Source organism: Brevirhabdus pacifica (genome assembly GCF_002797755.1).
Lineage (GTDB): Bacteria > Pseudomonadota > Alphaproteobacteria > Rhodobacterales > Rhodobacteraceae > Brevirhabdus > Brevirhabdus pacifica.
The window spans coordinates 98,976-112,208 of the sequence record NZ_PGFI01000012.1 but is presented as its reverse complement, the minus strand read 5'-3'; the positions used below and the strand labels follow the sequence as shown (position 1 = coordinate 112,208).

General features: G+C 64.2%; 10 protein-coding genes. 4 read left to right on the top strand and 6 right to left on the bottom strand.

Annotated features, from left to right (window positions below; translation table 11 throughout):
• Positions 1-202 precede the first annotated feature (202 nt).
• The 4 genes from CLV77_RS10060 to CLV77_RS10045 form a co-directional block, all read right to left on the bottom strand.
• Positions 203-880, bottom strand: coding sequence for an orotate phosphoribosyltransferase (locus CLV77_RS10060; protein ID WP_076980676.1), 678 nt, complete (start codon positions 878-880; stop codon positions 203-205).
• A gap of 226 nt (positions 881-1,106) precedes the next feature.
• Entirely contained in the window at positions 1,107-2,150 is a 1,044-nt protein-coding gene (gene pyrC / locus CLV77_RS10055; RefSeq protein ID WP_076980677.1) for a dihydroorotase, read from the bottom strand.
• Between the two features lie 311 nt (positions 2,151-2,461).
• Positions 2,462-3,457 (bottom strand): hypothetical protein, encoded by a 996-nt coding sequence (locus CLV77_RS10050; RefSeq protein ID WP_076980678.1) that lies wholly within the window; start codon positions 3,455-3,457, stop codon positions 2,462-2,464.
• A gap of 242 nt (positions 3,458-3,699) precedes the next feature.
• Positions 3,700-4,605: a hypothetical protein gene (locus CLV77_RS10045; protein ID WP_076980679.1), complete on the bottom strand. Its 906-nt coding sequence runs from the start codon at positions 4,603-4,605 to the stop codon at positions 3,700-3,702.
• A 300-nt stretch (positions 4,606-4,905) separates the two neighbouring features.
• Here CLV77_RS10045 and CLV77_RS10040 point away from each other — a divergent pair, with 300 nt between their 5' ends.
• Genes CLV77_RS10040 through CLV77_RS16740 form a run of 3 tightly spaced genes read left to right on the top strand, consistent with a single transcriptional unit; the run spans position 4,906 to position 9,719 of the window.
• Positions 4,906-7,044: a glycosyltransferase family 2 protein gene (locus CLV77_RS10040; RefSeq protein WP_076980680.1), complete on the top strand. Its 2,139-nt coding sequence runs from the start codon at positions 4,906-4,908 to the stop codon at positions 7,042-7,044.
• The gene (locus CLV77_RS10035; RefSeq protein ID WP_076980681.1) at positions 7,041-7,985 is read left to right on the top strand and encodes a hypothetical protein; all 945 of its coding nucleotides are present in this window, start codon (positions 7,041-7,043) and stop codon (positions 7,983-7,985) included. The genes CLV77_RS10040 and CLV77_RS10035 overlap by 4 nt, the downstream gene beginning before the upstream one ends.
• 39 nt (positions 7,986-8,024) lie before the next feature.
• Positions 8,025-9,719 carry a hypothetical protein gene (locus tag CLV77_RS16740; protein WP_233128136.1) on the top strand — a complete coding sequence of 565 codons (1,695 nt, stop codon included), beginning with the start codon at positions 8,025-8,027 and terminating at the stop codon, positions 9,717-9,719.
• A gap of 525 nt (positions 9,720-10,244) precedes the next feature.
• Here the strand turns inward: CLV77_RS16740 and CLV77_RS10020 are convergent.
• Positions 10,245-10,520 (bottom strand): DUF4242 domain-containing protein, encoded by a 276-nt coding sequence (locus CLV77_RS10020; protein ID WP_076980682.1) that lies wholly within the window; start codon positions 10,518-10,520, stop codon positions 10,245-10,247.
• Between the two features lie 150 nt (positions 10,521-10,670).
• On the opposite strand from CLV77_RS10020, the gene CLV77_RS10015 reads away from it, so the two are divergent.
• Positions 10,671-11,597 (top strand): LysR family transcriptional regulator, encoded by a 927-nt coding sequence (locus CLV77_RS10015; protein ID WP_076980683.1) that lies wholly within the window; start codon positions 10,671-10,673, stop codon positions 11,595-11,597.
• Between the two features lie 386 nt (positions 11,598-11,983).
• Here CLV77_RS10015 and CLV77_RS10010 read toward each other — a convergent pair whose 3' ends face one another.
• Positions 11,984-13,207, bottom strand: a complete 1,224-nt coding sequence (locus CLV77_RS10010; protein WP_076980684.1) for an acyl-CoA dehydrogenase — start codon at positions 13,205-13,207, stop codon at positions 11,984-11,986.
• Positions 13,208-13,233: the final 26 nt, after the last annotated feature.

The following is a 13,233-nucleotide window of genomic DNA, read 5'->3' as shown; positions in this document are numbered from 1 at the left end:
CGCGGGCCGGCTGTAAAGCCCCACCCGCGCCGGTCATCCTCACGGCGGCAAGGATACGCCATCCGGGGGGCTCGGGGCAAAATGTATGTTCTTGTGGAAAGCCTGTGGGCAAAACACGGGCGAGGGCAGGCCTGCCCCCTTGCCGGGGACCGAGGCCCGCCTTGCCGATCATCCCGCCGGGACCCGCCCCTGGGGGCGCCGGTCAGCCCTTGCGCGCGTCCTGCCAGGCGCGGGGATCATCGAGAAAGCTGCGCACCTCGGCCAGGGTCTCCGCATCGAAGGCGCCGGTCTCGGTCGCGGCGTCCAGCACGTCCCACCAGGTGCACAGGTGATGCAGCTTTACGCCATGATCGCCCAGCGTCTTCTCGGTCTCGGGGAAGATGCCGTAATAGAAGACGACCGCCGTGTGGCCACAGCTCGCCCCGGTCTCGCGGATCGCGTCGACAAAGCTCAGCTTCGATCCGCCGTCGGTGGTCAGATCCTCGACAAGAAGCACCCGGTCGCCCTCGGCCATCGCGCCCTCGATGCGGGCGTTGCGCCCGTAGCCCTTTGGCTTCTTGCGCACATAGCTCATGGGCAGGCCCATGCGCTCGGCCACCAGCGCGGCGAAGGGAATGCCCGCCGTCTCGCCGCCCGCGATGTTGTCGAAGGCCTCGAAGCCCGCGTCGCGCATCACCGTGCAGGTCAGGAAATCCATCAGCGTCGCGCGCACCCGCGGAAAGCTGATGATCCGGCGGCAGTCGATATAGGTGGGCGAGGGCAGGCCCGAGGCCAAGGTGAAAGGCTCGCGCGCATTGAAATGCACGGCCTCGATCTCCAGCAGCATGCGGGCGGTCAGGCGGGCGATGGTCTTGGCGTCGGGATGGGTGCTGGGGATCATGGAAGGGCCTCGGTCATTGAACGCCCCCCTTTAGACGCAAACCCCGTCCCAAGGAAAGACCCCGGCCGCCCCCGACCCCCGCCCGGCTTCATTGTCGCAAAAATATCCCCGCCGGAGGCTGACCACCCCAAAACCCGCGACACAGCCGGTCAGGCGCGCAGCCGCAACCAGGCCCGACCACGCAGGCTTGAGGACACAGGCCCGCTCACAAAAGGTCCGATTCCGATCAGTCCGCCCGCACCCGCCAGTGCAGCGGGAAGCCCGGATCGAACAGCGTGACGCGGCCCTGGGCCGTGTCGATCCCGGCGGGGAAGACCACCGGCTCGTCCTGGCGCTCCAGGGTCAGGGTCGCCTCGTTCGGCTTCAGCCCATAGTGGTGGGGCCCGTTCAGGCTGGTGAAATCCTCCAGCCGGTCAAGCCGGCCCGCCGCCTCGAAGACCTGGGCCAGGCAGGCCATGGTGTTGGTGGCCGAGAAGACGCCGGCGCAGCCGCAGGCGCTCTGCTTGGCCTCGTCGAGGTGCGGCGCGCTGTCGGTGCCGAGAAAGAAGCGCGCGTCACCCGAGACCGCGGCCTCGACCAGCGCCACCCGGTGGCGTTCGCGCTTGGCGACCGGCAGGCAGTAGTAATGGGGGCGCAGCCCGCCCGCCAGCAGGTCGTTGCGGTTGATGATCAGGTGATGGGTGGTGATCGAGGCCGCGATTCCCGCGCCCCCGTCGCGCACGTAATCCACCCCGTCCTGGGTGGTGACATGCTCCAGCGTGACCTTCAGCCCCGGGGTGCGCTTGCGGATGGGGTCGAGCACCTTTTCCAGGAACACCGCCTCGCGGTCGAAGATGTCGACATCGCCGGCCGTGACCTCGCCATGGACGCAGAGGTTCAGCCCGATCTCGGCCATGCGGTCAAGCACGCCGCGCACCTTGTCGAAATCCCGCACCCCCGAGGCAGAGTTGGTCGTGGCCCCCGCCGGGTAGAGCTTGACCGCGTGGATGATCCCCTGCTCGTGGGCGCGGGCGACATCCTCGGGGTCGGTCTCCTCGGTGAGGTAAAGGGTCATCAGCGGGGTGAAATCGGCCCCCTCGGGCAGGGCAGCCCGGATCCGGTCGCGGTAGGCCATGGCCTGGGCACCTGTGACAACGGGTGGCACCAAGTTGGGCATGATGATGGCGCGGGCGAAGTCGCGGGCGCTTTCGGGCAGCACCGCGCGCAGCATGTCGCCGTCGCGCAGGTGAAGGTGCCAGTCATCCGGCCGCTTGAGGGTCAGGCTCTGCATGGCTGTGCTCACTCCGTCGTCGTTCCCCGCCGGTCGGCGCCCGAAGCTCGGACCCGCCTGACCGGACCCGGCCGGTCGTTGCCGGGGTCGAGGGGGCCTGGTTGCATCAGAGGAGGACATACACGATCGCGCGGGGGCTTGGCCAGTGCCGGCGCGGGGCCGGAAACGCAAATGCGGTGTCTTGCGGATCGTGTCCCCGCGCCCCGGCGGGACCTGCGTAGACCCCGGCGGGGGAGCCTCCGGCGGGGATATTTTCACGACAATGAAGGTGATGCGGGGACTGGTCCGGGCGGATGGCGCGGGCAGGGCGGTCAGGCCGATTGCAGGACCTTCACGCGCTGGGGCGGCAGTTGCCGGCCTTCGGCGTCAAGCTGGGCGCAGGCGCGGCTGTAGGCATCGCGGATGCGCTGGCCGACGATGTAGGTCATCATCGCGCGCGCCGCCATGGCGGTCAGGTAGGGCCGTTCGCGGCGTTCGCACTCGGCCAGCAGCCGACGCAGGTAGCGCCGTACCCGGCGGCGGCGGCGGAACCAGCGGTAGAACATCAGCCGGTCGAATATGCCCTCGTCGATGGCGACGACCATCTCGGCCAGAAAGCCGGTGGTGTCGACTTCTTCGGCGGTGTCGGGGCCCTGAAGGCGGATCGGCAGGTGCTGGACATGGGGGGCGCCGAAGAGGGCCGCGTGCATCGCGTCCTCGGTCTCGAGCGGGTCGTAGATGACGAAGACCTCGGCAGCCGCCTCTGACATGGCGGGGCCGTAGCCGTAGCGGGTGGTGAAATCGAGGCGCCGGGCCTGACGGTGGCGCCCGTCCCAGCCGGCGCGGTCGGGCGAGAGGGTGGCTCGGGGGCTGAACAGCACGACGCTGGCACCGGGGGCCGCGACCGAGAAGGCGGCGGCGGCATAGGCGCCCATCTGCGAGCCCATGAAGATGACCTTGTCGAAATCCTCGAAGAAGGCGTCGTCGACCAGCCGGTCGAAGAAGCCGTAGAGGGCGGGGTCGCGGAACCAGGTCTCCTCGGTCGCGACGACGCAAAGCTGCGCCCAGCCGGCGGTCTTGCGCAGGTGATGACCCAGCGGGCAGATGTCGGCCAGGCCCATGTCGTCGGGCCCCGCCTGCACGAAGGTCACGAGCAGGGTGGCGCGGTCATCCTCGGAAAGGGTGGTGTCGGCATCGAGGAAGATCGCCATGTGACGGCGGCCGATATTCTCGAAAAACCCAAGCTCATCCCCGGCACGTTCCAGCGATCGCTCAAGGGTCGGGCCCGAGTGATTCAGAAGATCTTGCTCACTCTGTTCTTTATCCATGGAAAACTATCCGCCCCCTTCACGCAGCATCATACTTAATTCCATCTCGCGGCACAAACAGGCGGCAATAAGAAGAAAGCTGGAAAATCTGTGGTGAAAGATGGGAAACAGTTGGGGGACGGGGGGGTGGCCGTTTTCGGGTGCGGGGCGGCCGGGTCACCCGGCCGTCGGCGGTGATGCGAGGTGTCTGCCGTGCGGGGCGTGGTGCGGCGACGGGCGGGTGATTCCCCGGGGCGCGCCCCTTACAGCGACCAGCCGCCCGCCGTGCTGTGGCCAAGGCAGGTGACGCCGGGCAGCGCCGCGATCCGGTCCCAGTCGGCGGCGTAGTTGCGGCCGCATTCCTCGACCACCTCTTCGGGCAGGGGGCGAAAGGGCGCGTGGTCGGGTCCCGGCGGGCACATCTGGGCCGCGTGGGCGATCAGCCGTTCGTCGCGCAAGTCGCGTCCGTCCTCGGCCCAGCGGTCCAGCAGCACGTGGGCGTCGGCGGTCAGGCCCGGGCGGGTGCGCCGGTCGAGGAACTCGAACCCCTCGGGCAGGGGGGCGCCGATGACGGCGCGGGCGATGTCGTCGCGGTGGGCGGCGTAATCCTCGTATCGCCAGACGACCAGGGGCAGGCCGCCCAGCTCCTCCAGCAGACGCTCGATCATGGTCGACCAGCGCAGATCTGCCGGGTCGGTATTGGAGACGAAGCGCGCAAAGCCCTGGTAGGGGCCGTGCAGGAGGCTTTCGCTGTAGGCCGAGGGCAGAAAGCGCGCGACGTTGCGGATCGCCAGGAACAGCGTCAGCTCGTGCCCCTCGAAAAGGGCGCAGGTGCGCGCCACGCGCCCCGGCGACCAGGGGTAGAGATGGGCACCCCGGGCGACACGCGGCAGGTTACCGACGATGTTCTCGTCGCTCAGCACCAGCCGGGGGCAGCCCTGGGCCGCGCCGTGGACGAGTGTCGCGGCCTGGTCGCGCAGCTCCGCTTCGGGGCCGCCGTCGCGCAGGGCGGCATGCAGGGGGGCCAGGGTCTTGCGATATTGCCCGGGCGGCAGGAAGCGGGTGCCCACGGTCTTCAGCAGCGACTGGTTGTTGCGCAGGCTTTTCTGCAGGTGGGTCGTGGCCGTCTTGTGCACGCCGATGTGCAGCTGCAGGGCGGGGCGGTCCATGGTGTCTCCTTCGGCGTGGCGGCTTAGGCGGTGTGGCGCGGCGGGTCGGAATTCGGGCCGGCATGGCGGCTATCGGCAGGTGCAGCCTAGAAAGTTTTGCGCCCGGGTGGAACGCGCCATTGTTGCCCTATGGCCCGCCTTGCGCCGGATTTCCGCGCGGGTGCGCGCGAAATGCCTTACTTTCGCGCCGGCGCGTGGGTAGTCTTGCCCCAGGCCGGGCCCGTTGCCCTGCCGCTGGCAGAGCCGCCCGGCAAGGCGGCCGCCACGTCGCCCGTGACCGCACCAGTGAAGAGGATTGCCATGACCCGTGCCGAGCCCAAGACGGCCTTCGACGACGGCCGCACGACCGGGGCCGAGGATGGGGACGCCCGGGAGGATTCGGTGCAGGACGATCCCGACGGCGAGACGGGCGAGGAGGCGGGGGCGATGCCGCTGTGGTTCGACGAGCTGTCGCCCGGCGGCAATGGTGAAGGGTTCTTCGAGAAGGGCGGCAAGCATTCGCTGATGTTCGTGCGCCGGCCGGTCCGGCGTCTGCTGGTCAGCTTCGACAATCTGGCCAACGTCAACGACAGCAGCGCCGAGCGGGTGCCCTGGGCCTTCAAGTTCGCCCGCGACCAGAAGATCTCGCACCTGGGCATCATGGCCCATGTGGCCGACTGGTACCGCGACGCGGATCTGATCGCGCGCATGCAGCGCCTGGCCGAGGAAGGGTTCTTCGACGGCTACGACCGGGTGGTGTTCGCCGGCACCTCGATGGGGGCCTACGCGGCGATCGCCTTCGGCTCGCTGGTGCCGGGGGCGCATGTGGTGGCCTTCAACCCCCAGTCGACGCTGGATACCGAGCTGGTCCCGTGGGAGACGCGCTATTGGTCCGGGCGGCGCCAGGACTGGAGCCTGCCGCTGGGAGACGCGGCAAAGCTGACGTCCGGGCTGGGCAAGGTCCATATCTTCTATGACCCGTTCTTCGATCTGGATCTGAAGCATTTCAACCGCTTCTCGGGCGACAACATCATCGGCTACAAGTGCTGGTTCTCGAACCACAAATCGGCGGTGTTCATGCGCCGTATCTCGGGGCTGAAGCCGGTGATGTATAAGGCATTGTTCGAGGAGCTGACGCCCCTGGACTTCTACCGCATCTACCGGGCGCGGCGGGGGCTGCGCTGGTATCGTGGCGGGCTGGCAAAGTATTTCGACGACCGGGGCCGCACCCAGATGTCCGAGCGGGCAACCCAGGCGTTCCGCGTCAACCTGCGGCGCATGGAGGCCGAGGCGGAAAGCGCGGGGCAGGCCGCGGACGCGCCGGAAAAACCGAAAGCCAGGCAGGCGGCCGGGAAAGGGTCCAAGGACCCCAAGACCGAGAAAGGCGCTTCCCCGGCGCCCGCCTTGCACCCGGCGCCCGTGCGCAACGACAAGAAGCTGATCCTGACCACCATGAAGAACGAAGGTCCCTTCATGCTGGAGTGGATCGCCTACAACCGCGCGATCGGTTTCACCGATTTCCTGATCTATACCAACGACTGCACCGACAACACCGACCTGATCGGCAAGCGGTTGCAAGAACTGGGCATCGCCCGGCACGAGGACAACCGTTTCAAGAAAGGCGCCAGCCCCCAGCGGGTCGCCCTGCGGCGGGGGTTCAACCACGAGTTCACCCAGGACGCCGACTGGCTTATCTGCGCCGATTGCGATGAGTTCCTGAACGTCCGCACCAAGGGGGGCACCCTTGACGATCTGATCGAGACCACGGGCTATGCCGACGCCATCTCGCTTTGCTGGAAGATCTTCGGCGCGGGCGGACAGGTGGATTACCGCGAAGGCTTCGTGACCGAGCAGTTCGAATGGGCCGCCCCCGAGGTCTATTTCGAGAAATACAAGGCCCGGGGCCTCAAGACACTTGTGCGGCGCAACGACAAGCTGCTGCGCCTCAGCGTGCACCGGCCCAAGTTCCATCAGGACCGCACCGATCTGGTCTGGAAGGACGCGGGCGGGCAGGAGATGCCACCGGGCTACATGACCCAGGGCTGGTCCGCCCACAAGAATTTCAGCCACGACAACGCGCGGCTGCATCATTACGCCGTGCGCTCGGCCGACAGCTTTCTGGTCAAGCGTGACCGGGGCCGGACCAACCATATCGATCGGGATCAGGGGCTGCTTTACTGGGCGGACATGAACCTGAATCAGGAAAAGGACACCTCGATCGCGCCGCATCTGCCGAAGGCGCGGGCCGAGTTCGAGATGCTGATGAGCGATCCGGAACTCAAGCGCCTGCACGACGGGGCCGTTGCCATCCACCGGGCCAAGATCGACGAGCTGAAGGCACGCGAGGGCTGGACCGATTTCCACAGCCAGATCGTCGCCATCAACCCGCCGGGGGAAGACCCCGTGGACAAGACCGCACTGGTCGGACCCGAGGACGCCCAAGGGGGAGAGGCGGGTTGAGCCAGCCGCAGGTCATCCTTCACGGCGGCTTTCACAAGACCGCCACCAGCCACGTGCAATCGACGCTGGGGCGAAACTCGGGCTATCTGGCCAAGCGCGGGGTGGGCTACGTGCATCACCGCGACACCCGCAAACAGCTGACGATCCCCTGTCAGGTCAACGCCTATGAAAAGCTGGGGCTGGACTGGTCGCCCCGGATCTCGGACGCCGAGCTTGCCGCCCATTCCAAGGCGTTTTTCGACCCGCTGATCGCATCGGGCCACAGCCGGATCATCCTCAGCGACGAGAACATGGCCGGCCATTGCGGCCATTGCGTCAAACGCGGCGTGCTTTACCGCTGGCGCCGGGCGCTCATCCAGAATTTCGCCGAACAGATCCCGCTGCCGGTGGCCGAGGTGCATATCGCGGTGCGCAACTATGCCGACTTCTTCGCCTCGGCTTACGTGGAATACCTGCGCTCGGTCACGGGTGAGTGGTTCATCAGCGAAGAGAAGATGAAGCGCCAGGTGCTGGAGAACATGCCAAGCTGGCAGAACGTGCTGAAAACCATCCAGACCTTCTTTCCCGATAGCCGCATCCACGTCTGGCGGCACGAGGATTTCCGCAAGCTGGAACCGCGCCTGTTCCAGAACCTAGTCGGACCCGACGTCGACATCTCGAAGCTGAAGCCGCCCAAGGATGGCAACAAGCGTCCCACCGCCTCGGGGCGGGCGGTGGCCGAGCTTTTGCGCTTGATCTACGAGCAGGGCGCCGACGAGGCGCTGCGCCAGCGGGTCGAGCTTCAGGAACGTTACCCGCGCGGCGCGGAATACGGCGGCTACGATCCCTGGACCCCCCAGGAGCGCGAGCATCTGACCCATTTCTACGACAAGGACGTGGCCGAACTGGCGGCCGAGCCGGGGCTGACCCTGATCCGGCCCGAAACCGCCAGCGCGGCCTGAGCCGCAGGACGACAGAATACAGGAAGACAGGAACAGCCAGTGGCAGGACCGGAATACGAAATCGCGATGCTGTGGGTCAAAGGCCCGCTGAGCTTTGTCGAACAACTCTGCGCCAAGTCCTTTCTGGACGCGGGCCAGCATGTGAAGCTTTACCATTATGGCGAGCTTGAGAATGTGCCCGACGGGGTCGAGGTGGTGGATGGCAACGAGGTGCTGTCGATTGACAATTTCATCCAGCACGGGCGCACCGGGTCCTTCGCCCTGTTCTCGGATGTCTTCCGCTATCACCTGCTGCAACAGAACGACCGGGTGATCTGGGCCGACACCGACGCCTATTGCCTGCGCCCCTTCACCACCGACACCGGCCATTTCTACGGCTGGGAGAGCGAGCGTCACATCAACGGCGGCGTCCTGGGCCTGCCGCGCGACAGCGACGCGCTGGGCCAGCTTCTCGAGATGACCGAGGATGAATTCGGCATCCCCGAATGGTACCCCGAGCATGAGCGCAAGCGCCTGCAGGCGCTGGCCGACGCGGGCACGCCCGAGCATGTCTCGGAAATGGACTGGGGGGTCTGGGGGCCCCATGCCATCAGCCATTACCTGCACAAGACCGGTGAGGCGCGGTTCGCGCTGCCGCGCCACATGCTCTACCCGATGGGCTTTGCCGACCGGCGCAAGATGATGCGGGCGGCGGGCCATTCCAAGATCGCGGCCATGGTCAAGCCCGACAGCTTCTCGATCCATTTCTACGGGCGGCGGATGAAACGCTTCATCGCCAACCACGGCGGGCGGCCCGAGGAGGGCAGCTACCTGCACATGCTGCTGGACAAGCACGGGATCGACATGGCGAAGGCGCCGGTCAAGACCACGCCTCTGCCGGGGGCGCTGAAGCCGGGTGCGGCCCGGGCCGAACGTGCCAAGGGCGCGCCCGCGGCTTCGGCGACGACGGGCAGGGGCGGCACCACGTTGAAGACCAAAAGGCCGGCACCGGCCACGGCTGGCAAGGTGATTGCCAGGGCGGAGGCCAAGACGGGAACCGCGGCGCCGAAGCCCGGAACGCGCCGACCCGACCTGACCGAACTTGCCAATCGCTTCGGCTCGGACAAGGGCTCGGACAAGCACCGCTATACCGAGCTTTATCACATGCTCTTCCAGCCCTACCGCGATCGCAAGATCACGCTGATGGAGATGGGCCTGCTGATCGGCGGGCCCGAGCATGGCGAGGACCCCGACCGCGAGACCCCGGACCTGCCGTCGATCCGCATGTGGCTGGAATATTTCCGCAATGCCCGGATCATCGGGCTGGATGTCTCGGATTTCAGCTGGTTCCGGCACGACCGCTTCCGCTTCGTGCGTTGCGACATGGACAGCCGCGCCCAGCTTGCCAAGGCGGGCGACAGCCTGCCGGTCTGCGATATCATCATCGACGACGCCAGCCACGCCAGCCATCACCAGCAGAACGCCTTCCTCGAGATGTTCCCGCGCTTGAAATCAGGCGGGCTCTACATCATCGAGGACCTGCGCTGGCAGCCCGAAACCTACGAGCGCCCGCGCATCACCAAGACCGCCGACCTGTTCCAGAGCTATCTGGCCGAACGCAAGTTCGCCCATAACGACCCCGAGGTCGCCGCAGCCTTCGACGCCCTGCGCGACGACATCTCGGGCTGCTTCATCCACCAGGTGAGATACCTGAAGGACCGCAAGGACCAGATCGCTGTAATCCATAAGCGGTGATGGGGTCGTGGTTAGCGGTGCCGTTTCGTGTCGGGAAAACGGACCGTGGGGCGGTTGGGCCATGTAAACAGTTGTGTGATCCCGGACATGGTCACCTCTTGCAGTGCAAGGTTCGGGCACCAGATCCGTTAGCGGCGGCTAAGGAGCCACGCCTCGTGGCAGCTTAGTGGACGGAGCAGACCTTGGTCGAGAATACACCAATGTCCGCTTGCAGGAGACGTTGCTAGAAACGGTGGTTTTCGGAAGTTCATGCATATGGACTCATAGCCAACGAGTTAGTGGTGTTGGTTCAGTTCCTAATTAGATACTCGTGATGTTCAGGAGAGTTGGAGAGATAGATGTTCGGTATATTTAAACGAAAACAATCGTTGCCAAAATAATCTCTTTCCAAAAACCGGCGTTTTCGCCTGTGACAGAAACGACGAGTTTTGGCTCATCAGACATTCCGAGTTTGTCAGATCAAAGCCGAAAAAAACCGACAACCATTTTTTAATCGTTGCCGGTTTTTTTGAAGTCGCGAGGAACTCAGTTATTGGCTGTCAATGGATCGATGACCTGTGAAATCCTTGTGATGTTCGACACCGGAATGCCACTCAGCTCTGCATGCTTGTTGATCTCTTCCTCGCTCTCCGCAAGATAGACACAGAACGTTTTCTCTCCTGCCACATAAGAGTGCTGCCACTGTATGCTGGGGCCGAGTGTGGCCAGTGCCTTATTTGACGCCCGGGCGGCACCGCAAAGCTCAGTAAGGGAAAACTCGCCGATGCCAGGAATGTCGCGTTCGATAATGAAGCGGTCCATTTGATGATTTCCTTTGGTGGTGCAAATGATGTTGCTCCATGACCGTGCATGACCTCCGGCCAAATTCAAAACCCTAATTTGTTTAGCCTACTAAAGGTTTCCTAACGCAGTTATCATTGACATTTTGCGGACTAAAGATATTCTTTACCTATGGTAACCTTAACCCACCTAAAGTCACTCCAAGCGGTTGAGCTCTCTATCCGTAAGGGTTCACTTAAAGCTGCGGCCGACACGCTGGGCATCACGCCTGCCGCAGTCGGACAGCGTGTTCGAACGCTCGAAGACTATCTTGGGTCCGATCTTTTGCTGAGGGGGCGTTCGGGCCTGCGTCCGACGGCCCAGCTTGAAAACGCTCTTGCTGATTTGCAGATGGCCTTTGCCGCGCTCGAACGGGTGACAGATACGCTCGACTTCCAACGGGTCAGCGAAATACAGATTGTTGCGGACCCGGACTGGGCGGATTTATGGCTTGAACCGCGTCTCGGCACTTTCCGTGAAGCAAACCCCAACATTCTGTTCTGTATAAATGGATCGGGAGACGTGCCGCTGAGATTGGGCGTACCCGATATACGTATCGACTACGGAGAAGGCCCCGGAGAAGCTCTGTTCACCGATGCCTTTCTACCTGTGACCGGTCCGGATAACGCACGTCGTATTGCAGGCTGGGACCCTGTACTTCAGATGGAAGGGATGCCGCTCCTGCATCTGAAAAGACAGCGGGACGATGTTGATCATCCCGGATGGGTCGAATGGTTTCAGAAATTCGGCCATCGTGAAAGCGGCCCGGATCGTGGTGTTCATTATCCGAATGCCCGGCTTGCATTGGATGCGGTACGCCAGAACGTTGGATTTTTTGTATGCGGCTTGTCTCTGGTCCTAAGTGATTTGGAAGACGGTTCAATCGTCAATCCTTTTAGCTTGGATAAACACCTGATAGCGCCGCATCCCTATAGGCTAATACTTCGGGCGGATGCCGCAAAGCGACCGCAGGTGCAAAGGTTTGCCGCGTGGCTTCGAAGCAAGGCAATCGAAACACGCGATGAAATCCAGAAGTTGGGGGATTGCAGTTCTGATTGAACGTTTCGTGAGGTTTTGCCTGCCCATGCCTCGTGGATAAAAACCCTTGCCAAACTCCATGTACTTAAGACGGTCGTTTTTTGGCTCTCCGCTATGATTAACCGAAATCAGTGAAAAGTCTTGTGCCACAAACCCTTAGCAAAATCGCCGTCAGTTTTGTCACGTTTTTGGTCGCACCATCAAAAGCTGCCGTTCGTACATCCCGCAGTATCGGTCAAAGAGGGCTCAAAGCGGATGTTGCATCTCCGAGGGTGCGATTGCCAAGCAGCAGCCCGAAATGCAAAAGGGCCACCCTGCGGGGGGCGGCCCTCTTTGAAGCGAAAACGGTCAGCCTAGGTTCAAGCTTTGGGCACCCTTAGGGCCCGTCTGCTCTGGGCCAGAGCGTTTCAGAAAAACGCCTGCAGCCCGGTCTGGGCGCGGCCCAGGATCAGGGCGTGCACGTCGTGGGTGCCCTCGTAGGTGTTGACCGTCTCGAGGTTGACCATGTGGCGCATGATCTGGAATTCCTCGGAGATGCCGTTGCCGCCGTGCATGTCGCGGGACATGCGGGCGATGTCCAGTGCCTTGCCGCAGTTGTTGCGCTTGATCAGCGAGACCATCTCGGGGGCGCCGCGGCCCTCGTCCATCAGGCGGCCGACGCGCAGGGCGGCCTGCAGGCCCAAGGTGATCTCGGTCTGCATGTCCGCGAGCTTTTTCTGGAAAAGCTGGGTCTGGGCCAGCGGCTTGCGAAACTGCTTGCGGTCAAGGCCGTATTGGCGCGCCGCGTGCCAGCAGAACTCGGCCGCGCCCATGACGCCCCAGGCGATGCCGTAGCGGGCGCGGTTGAGGCAGCCAAACGGACCCTTAAGGCCCGATACGTTGGGCAACAGGGCGTCTTCGCCGACCTCGACATTGTCCATCACGATCTCGCCGGTGACCGAGGCGCGCAGCGACAGCTTGCCGCCCACCTTGGGGGCCGAAAGACCCTTCATGCCCTTTTCCAGCACGAAGCCGCGGATCTGGTTGTCATGCTCTTCGGACTTGGCCCAGATCACGAAGACATCGGCGATGGGGCTGTTCGAGATCCACATCTTCGAGCCGGTCAGGCGGTAGCCGCCATCGGTCTTGACGGCGCGGGTCTTCATGCCGGCGGGGTCCGAGCCCGCGTCGGGCTCGGTCAGGCCGAAACAGCCGATCAGCGTGCCGGCGGCAAGGCCCGGCAGGTATTTTTTTCGCTGCTCTTCCGAGCCGTAGGCGTAGATCGGATACATCACCAGAGAGCTTTGCACCGACATCATCGAACGGTAGCCCGAGTCGACACGCTCGATCTCGCGGCCGACCAGACCGTAGGTGACATAGCTTGCGCCCAGCCCGCCGTATTCCTCGGGGATGGTGGTGCCCAGCAGGCCGGCCTCGCCCATCTCGGGGAAGATCTCGGGGGTGACGCTGGCCTCGCGGTAGGCGTCGATGACCCGGGGTTGCAGGCGCTTTTGCGCGAATTCGTGGGCCGCGTCCCGCAGCATCCGCTCATCCTCCGAGAGCTGATCCTCCAGCAGGAACGGATCTTCCCAGGAGAAGGCCGCCATGTCGGGGGCGTCCTTTGCGGCGCGGATCGGGGCGGTCTGGTTCATCTGCGGTCTCTCCTGGCAACATGTGT